Origin of the sequence: Schaalia sp. (assembly GCF_050312375.1) — a bacterium.
Classification (GTDB): domain Bacteria; phylum Actinomycetota; class Actinomycetes; order Actinomycetales; family Actinomycetaceae; genus Pauljensenia; species Pauljensenia hyovaginalis.
This window is the reverse complement of sequence record NZ_JBNOYB010000068.1, coordinates 1-6,094: the sequence shown is the minus strand read 5'-3', so window position 1 is coordinate 6,094 and position 6,094 is coordinate 1. Positions and strand designations below refer to the sequence as shown.

Below are 6,094 nucleotides of genomic sequence, written 5' to 3'. Positions count from 1 at the left end.
CCTCTGAAGAGGCGGGGCACCGGCGCATTCGCTCTCCTGAACGCTGAGCGAGGCGAGCGCGTCAAGCACTCCGTGAAGGCGTGCAAGCGCAGTGCGGATGCGCCTCGCTCGAGGACCAGAATCCCCGTCCGTCATCGGTCGTCCGATCCGCCTTGCCCGTCCGCCCGATCCGCGAAGGCCTACAGGGCGACCCGGGACGCCCCGGTGATCGCGGCGATGATGTCCTCGGCGTTGAGATCCGGGGCGACGAAGGAGCCGTTGTTGCGGCCGTGGCGGAAGACCTCGACGCGGTCGGCGATCGTCACCACGTCCGTGAGATTGTGCGAGATGTACACCACTCCGATTCCGAGGTCCCGGAGGCGGGCCACGTGCATGAGGACCTCGGCGGTCTGCGCGATCGACATCGACGCCGTGGGTTCATCGAGGATGACGAGATCCGGATCCGAGACGAGGGTGCGGGCGACTGCGACGCATTGCCTCTGGCCGGCGGTGAGTCTGCGCAGGGGCACCCGCAGGTCGGGGATCCTCGCCCCCAAGCGGTCGAGGTAGGACCGGGCGCGCAACTCCATCTCCTCGTCATCGAGGAGCCGATGATCGAAGACCTCCCGGCCGAGGAAGATGTTGGAAACGACGTCGAGGTTGTCGCACAGCGACGTCTCCTGGAAGACGGAGGCGATGCCGTGCCTCAGGGCGATGATGGGGGAGGAGAGCGAGACCTCCTTCCCCTTGAGGCGGATCGAGCCCTCGTCCGGGGCGAGGACGCCCGCAAGCGTGCGCGCCAGGGTCGACTTGCCCGCGGCGTTATCGCCGACGAGGGCGACCACTTCGTGCCGGTGGACCACGAAATCCACGCCGACCAGTGCCTCCACGCCGCCGAAGCGCTTCGTGAGGCCGGAGATCTCCAGCAGGGGGTTGCGCGGATCGATCATGAGTCCTCCGTCGATGCAGTCGATGGGGGTGCGTAGGACGGGACGAAGGCGTCGCGCGCCAGTGCCGCCGCGCCCAGAGGCTCGGCATCATCGCCGAGCGCCGCGCGCACGAGTTCCACAGCGGTCGAACCGGCCATCGGGCGATCGGAAAGGGCTCGGCGTATCGGCTCGAAGAAGACCTCGCCGGCCTGTGCGAGCTCGCCGCCGATCGCGATGCGATCCAAACCGATCGCGGTGGTGAGGTCGGCCAGGACCTGACCGATGGCCGCTCCGGCATCGGTGATGACCTGTCGGCACCCGGGGTCGCCCGCGGCTGCGAGGGACAGGAGGTCGGACAGGGTCATCGGCCCCCTGCTCAGGCGCAGGAGGTCGAGGAGCGACTCGGCTCCGACGACCGTATTGAGGCAGCCCCTGGCGCCGCAGGCGCAGATCCTCCCAGCGGGGTCCACGATGATGTGCCCGATCTCGCCGGCGATCCCCCGAGAACCCGTGCGGAGTCTTCCGTCGAGGATCATGCCGGACCCGGTGAAGTAGGAGGCGCGCACGTAAGCGCAGGAATCGGAGCCGCGCAAGGAGCCGAAACGGTTCTCGGCGAGGGCGGCGGCGTTCGCGTCGTTGACGACGAGGACGTCCTTGTGCAGGCGCCGCTTCAGCACGGAGCCGACGTCGATGTCCTCCCAGCCGCGCATGACGCCGCGCGCTGAGATCATCCCCGATGCCGGGTCGACGGGGGCGGGCAGGGACAGTCCGATCGCCGCGAGGCCGTCCGGGTCGCCCCCGGAGGTTTCGAGGAGCTCCATGAGCAGCAGGGCCGCCCGGTCGAGAGTCGTATCGACCTTGTGATCCAGGGGAAGGGGGAGGGTCTGGCGGGCGTGATCCTCGCCGGAGGCGTCGAAGATCCGGGCGACGAGGGCGCGGCGTCCGATCGCGATTCCGGCGACGAGGGTGCCGGTCCGCGCGAGCGAAACCAGCTGCGCGCGCCTGCCCGAACGGATCGTGGACGACAGTTCGACCGTTCCGTTCGCCGCCAACTGTTTGACGATATTGGAGATCGTCGCCTGGGACAGCCCCGTCGTCGCCGAGAGCTCGACCTGCGTGATCCGCCCGTAACGCTTCACGGCCTCGAGGACGCGCGCGGAATTGGCCTCCCTCAGGGAGGTCTGCGACCCAGCGAGCACCCCGGACGTTTCCACAGCTCGAGTCTACCGACCGAGCCTTGACTTTCGGTGATGGGAATCGCCGAGGGCGCGCGAGAGAGCGCGCATGCTCCCAGGACGGGGCCTTCCCGCTCGCCCGGACACGCGCCGCGCCCTCGGCCCCTAGTATTTACGCAGGCGGAAGCGAAGGCGCCGATGTCGAACAGGGCGGAGGACATGATGAAGTGGACCGTGAACAACGAAGGATTCGCGCAGGTCGGCTTCGTGGGGGCGCTTGTGATCGTCCTCCTCGTCGTCTTCCAGTTCATCACCGGCTCCCATATGCTCGCGCCGACGAATCTCCAGAACATCGTGATGGCGAACGCCCATATCGCGGTGCTCGCAATCGGCATGATCCTGGTGGTCACGGTCGGGCAGCTCGACCTTTCGGTCGGCTCGACGGCCGCCTTCTCGTCGATGTGCGCGGCACTCGTCCTGGCGGCGTCCGGCGCTCCGTGGTGGATCGGCCTCGTCCTCGGACTCGCGATCGGCGCGCTCGTCGGGGCCGCGCAGGGCTTCATCGTCGCCCGCTTCGCGCTTCCCGCCTTCATCGTGACCGTCGCAGGCATGATCATCCTGCGCGGCGGCGTCCAATGGGGTTCGGCGGCCCTCTCGGTGCCCGTGCCTTCGGAGTTCACCGTCCTCGGCGCCGGGTACCTGCCGTCGATCGGCAACATCGCCGGGATCGACCTCGCGACCGTCGCCGTCGGCGCCGTGTGCGCGGCCCTGGCGGTTTCACGGATCTTCGCTTCGAGGATCCGTCGGCGCCGGCACGGCCTCGAGGAATCAACGCTCCGGCCCTGGCTCGCCTCCGCCGCGGCGATCATCGGGATCGGCATCCTCACCTTCCTCTTCGCCTCGGGGCGTCCCGGCACCTCCTTCCCCATCCCCGGAGTGGTCGTCCTCGTCCTGGTCGCCGTCTACCACGTGGTCTCGACGCGCACCGCCTTCGGGCGCCACGTGAGGGCGATCGGGGGGAACGCGAGAGCCGCCGCTCTTTCGGGGGTGAATGTTCAGAAGGTTCAGATCCTCGTGATGGCGAACATGGGGCTTTTGGCGGCTCTCGCCGGAATGATGTTCGCGGGCCGGTCGACGGCTGCCGGGCCGCTCGACGGGCAGCTGTGGGAGCTGGACGCGATCGCCGCGGTCTTCATCGGAGGCGCGGCGGTCGCCGGCGGTCGAGGATCGATCCTCGGTGCGGTCCTCGGCGCCGCATTGATGGCGGTTCTCTCCAACGGCCTGCTCCTCGTCGGCATCGGATCGGCGCCGGCCGCGGTCGTCAAGGGCCTCGTCCTGCTCGCCGCCGTGGTGCTCGACGCTGAAGGCCGCCGCCGCGCGGATACGGGTTCGGAGCCGAAGCCGTCGTTCACGGCGTGACGGGGCCGGTGTCCACCCTTCGCCCTCGATGCCCCTTCTGGGCCTCAGGCGCCTACCATGGCCGAGTACGAGGCTTCGGCCGCACCTACTGGCGAGGAACACCATGCGCACATCTCCTTCATACACGGCTTCCTACCGGATCGAGATCGACGAATCGGCCTCTTCGATCGCCGCGGTCGTCGACGCGGCGGTCGAGCAGGGCGCTGAGGTGCGCGGCCTCGACGTCGCCGAGTCCATGCGCGGTTCGATCGTCCTCGACCTCACCTGCGATCTGCGCGACTCCGAGCAGCGGCGCGAGGTCCGCAACGTTCTCGCCGCACTCCCCGGCGTGACCGTGTCCTCGACGGCGGACCAGACCTTCCTGTCGCACATCGGCGGCAAGATCGAAGTCGCTTCGAAGGTCCCGCTGCGCAATCGCGATGACCTGTCGCGCGCCTACACTCCGGGCGTCGCCCGCGTGTGCACGGCGATCCACGACATGCCCCAGAAAGCGCATCTGCTCACGATGAAGTCGAACACGGTCGCCGTCGTCTCCGATGGAACCGCGGTGCTCGGCCTGGGCGACATCGGGCCCGCGGCCGCTCTTCCCGTCATGGAGGGCAAGGCCGTGCTCTTCAAGGAGTTCGGCGGCGTCGACGCTTGGCCGGTCGTCCTCGACACGACCGATACGGAGGAGATCATTTCGATCGTCAAAGCGATCGCCCCGGCCTACGGCGGCATCAACCTGGAGGACATCTCCGCGCCCCGCTGCTTCGAGATCGAGGAGAGGCTGCGCGCCGAACTCGACATCCCGGTCTTCCACGACGATCAGCACGGTACCGCGATCGTCGTCCTCTCCGCGCTGATCAACGCCCTCAAGCTCGTCGGAAAGAAGATCGAGGACGTCCGCATCGTCGTCTCGGGCGTCGGCGCGGCGGGCAATGCGATCATCCGCCTCCTCCTCGCCCAGGGCGCGAAGGACATCGTCGGCTACGGGCGCACGGGGGCCCTGGCCGCCGATGACACCGAAGGCATGCACCCGAGCCGCAAGGCGCTCGCCGAGGCGACCAACCCGCGCCTGGTCCACGGCACCCTCGTCGAGGGCCTCAAGGGCGCCGATGTCTTCATCGGCGTCTCCCAGGGCAACATCCTCACTCCCGCCGACATCGCCACGATGGCCGACGACGCCATCGTCTTCGCCCTGGCGAACCCGACTCCCGAAGTGGATCCGATCGGCGCTGCGGAGCACGCTGCGGTCGTGGCGACGGGGCGTTCGGACTACCCGAACCAGATCAACAACGTCCTCGCGTTCCCCGGCCTCTTCCGAGGGCTCCTCGATGCCAAGGTCAAGGAGATCACGACGGAGGTTCTGCGGGTCGCTGCCCTGGCCATCGCCTCGGTGATCTCCGAGGACGAACTCTCGGCGAACTACATCATCCCCGGCGTCTTCGACGAGCGCGTTGCGCCCGCGGTCTCGCGCGCGGTCCGACAGGCCGTTCGCGACCTGCCGACCGTCGACATCCCCGTTCAGGAGGACATCGACGGGCACTGAGTCCTCAGCCCATTGCCGAGGGCGCACGACGCGATCGCCTCGAAGCGAGTCGCTGAGACGCGCACTCGTGACGGCTGTCCGCTATCCGCGACTCGCAGATGGGAGCGGCGCCATTCGGTAATGGGCGGCGGACTGCGATGATCCACGGCGTGCGGCCGGAGCCGGGCGAAGAGGCCCGGTTCCGGCCGCTGCTCATTACCGGTCCGAATGCGAATCGTCGCTTCAATGCGGGGAGTCGATGCATGGACTCGATTCGGGGAATGGACGGGGCTCGATGCGCGTTGGGCCGGGCGCTTCATGAGAGGCTTCCGGGGAGCCGCGAGGCGTCTGAAGCGCTTCGGGCGGCGGGTTCTCTGATGGGGATGGGCTCGCGGGGGAGGCGAGGCGTGAGGCGCCCGACGTCCTTCGGGCGGCAGACGGCGCGGCAGCGCCGCTATCGGGAGCGAGCGGATGATGGGGCTCGGATCCTCCCCCGTTCGAACGGCCTCATGCGTTTCGTCCCCGGCCTCCTTTCGTCCGGCACCCTTCGTTCTTCGTTCGGGCCCTTCAGGGCATGAGACCGCCGCAGAAAGAGGCGCGTCACCGCGCGTGAGCTGCGAATGGTGCTCGAGTCGGCGCGTCCCCTCCCTCAGGCGCGTACCGCTGCTCACGGCCTGTACCCCTGCCGAAAGCGCAGCACTGCTGCGAGGACTGCGGATTCTGTGCACTGCGAAACACGAATAGATCACAAACCCCTCGAAGGGCCCCTGAGCTGCAGCGAGATTCCGCGGATTATCAAGGAAAACCTCCTCGCCGAAGGGGCGGTGCGAGGGGCGGGGGCGATTTGACGGCTTCTGGGGATCTGGGTAGTGTTTTCTTTTGTCGCCGCGGCCTTGTGGTTGTGGTGGTGGCCTCTTCTCGCATGGATCGTTTTGGTTTGGTGTGGGTGTGTGGGTGTTGTTTGTGAACTCGATAGTGTGTTTGTTGTTTATGCCTGTTTTTTGTTTTTGAGTTGTTTTTGGTTGGGATTGCTTGCTGTGTGGCTGCTGCTGCTTGTTGGTGGTGGTGGTTGTGTGGTGGGT

At 67.7% G+C, this 6,094-nt stretch carries 5 protein-coding genes; 3 read left to right on the top strand and 2 right to left on the bottom strand.

The genetic code is table 11. The features are described from left to right. Positions 1-179 precede the first annotated feature (179 nt). A complete protein-coding gene (locus tag ACQY7V_RS05640) occupies positions 180-929 on the bottom strand; it encodes an ATP-binding cassette domain-containing protein (RefSeq protein ID WP_154476643.1) in 750 nt (249 codons plus the stop codon). Beyond that, entirely contained in the window at positions 926-2,122 is a 1,197-nt protein-coding gene (locus ACQY7V_RS05635; RefSeq protein ID WP_428639280.1) for an ROK family transcriptional regulator, read from the bottom strand. The genes ACQY7V_RS05640 and ACQY7V_RS05635 overlap by 4 nt, the downstream gene beginning before the upstream one ends. Before the next feature lie 180 nt (positions 2,123-2,302). Between ACQY7V_RS05635 and ACQY7V_RS05630 the strand changes: the two genes are divergently transcribed. From ACQY7V_RS05630 to ACQY7V_RS05620, 3 genes are all read left to right on the top strand, one after another. Continuing rightward, positions 2,303-3,502, top strand: coding sequence for an ABC transporter permease subunit (locus tag ACQY7V_RS05630; RefSeq protein ID WP_428639278.1), 1,200 nt, complete (start codon positions 2,303-2,305; stop codon positions 3,500-3,502). Between the two features lie 103 nt (positions 3,503-3,605). Next, the gene (locus ACQY7V_RS05625; RefSeq protein ID WP_154476647.1) at positions 3,606-5,033 is read left to right on the top strand and encodes an NAD-dependent malic enzyme; all 1,428 of its coding nucleotides are present in this window, start codon (positions 3,606-3,608) and stop codon (positions 5,031-5,033) included. Between the two features lie 848 nt (positions 5,034-5,881). Next, a partial coding sequence (locus tag ACQY7V_RS05620) for a hypothetical protein (RefSeq protein ID WP_428639276.1) occupies positions 5,882-6,094 on the top strand: 213 nt, incomplete at its 3' end.